The organism is Nocardia sp. NPDC005978, assembly GCF_040614455.1.
Classification (GTDB): domain Bacteria; phylum Actinomycetota; class Actinomycetes; order Mycobacteriales; family Mycobacteriaceae; genus Nocardia.
The window spans coordinates 1-1,208 of record NZ_JBEXUS010000246.1 but is presented as its reverse complement, the minus strand read 5'-3'; the positions used below and the strand labels follow the sequence as shown (position 1 = coordinate 1,208).

Here is a 1,208-nt window from a genome sequence, read left to right as displayed (position 1 = left end):
CCCATATCTTCCTCACAATGCCACAAAAATGTTTGATGTTCAAATAAATATATGCGCTTATTATACCATTTTTCAAAAAATGTACAAAAAAGAGACAGGATTTCTCCTGTCTCTAGGCTGATAAACGATTATTTACGACGTCCTGGACGTTCTGCATAACCATAGTAAGCATCTGCCATGATTTCTTCCATGTCAGCTACCATTGGCAAGCGAGGGTTAGCAGGTGAACATTGATCTTCATAAGCAAGCAAGGCAATTTCATGCAAGCTGTCTTTCCAAGCTTTTTCATCAATTCCTTGATCCTTGAAGTTCATCTTGATACCTACTGCAACACCAAGTTCGTAAACAGCTTTAGCGTATGCTTCAACTGCTTCTTCTGGAGTTGAGTGAGGCAAGCCAAGCATTTTCGCGATGTCTTGGAATTTCTCATCAGCTTTCCAGTAGTTGTATTTAGGCCATGTAGTCGTCTTAGATGGACGAGTTCCGTTGTAACGGATAACGTATGGAAGCAAGATTGCGTTTGTACGTCCGTGAACAGTGTGGTGAACAGCACCGATCTTGTGGGCCATTGAGTGGCTCATACCAAGGAAGGCATTGGCAAAGGCCATACCAGCCATTGTAGATGCATTGTGCATTTTTTCGCGAGCTTCTGGGTCAGCTGTCTTAACAGATTTTTCCAACCATTCAAAGACAAGTTTGATTGTTTGAAGCGCGATACCGTCTGTATAGTCGTTAGCGAAGTTTGAAGTATAGGCTTCAGTAGCGTGTGTCAAGACGTCCATACCTGTATCAGCAGCGATAAAGTCTGGAACTGATTCAACCAAAGCAGGGTCAACAATCGCAATAGTTGGTGTCAATGAGTAGTCAGCCAATGGGTATTTACGATTGTTTTTCTTATCAGAGATAACAGCAAAAGGTGTTACTTCTGAACCTGTACCTGAAGTTGTTGGGATACCGATGTACTTCGCTTTCTTACCAAGTGATGGGAAGCGGAAGGCACGTTTACGGATATCCATGAATTTTTGAACCAAGTCACGGAAGTCGATTTCTGGTTGTTCGTAGAAGAGCCACATCACTTTCGCAGCGTCCATTGGAGAACCACCACCAAGAGCGATAATTGTATCTGGTTCAAATGCTTTCATCACTTCAGCACCACGTTCTACAGTTGTGATGTCTGGATCTGGTTCAACATCTGAGAAGACTTGAAT

1 protein-coding gene is annotated in these 1,208 nt (G+C 42.7%); it reads right to left on the bottom strand.

What is annotated here, in order from left to right:
- Positions 1 to 128: 128 nt before the first annotated feature.
- On the bottom strand, positions 129 to 1,208 hold a 1,080-nt coding region (locus ABZ319_RS40445), incomplete at its 5' end, for an iron-containing alcohol dehydrogenase (RefSeq protein ID WP_354991884.1).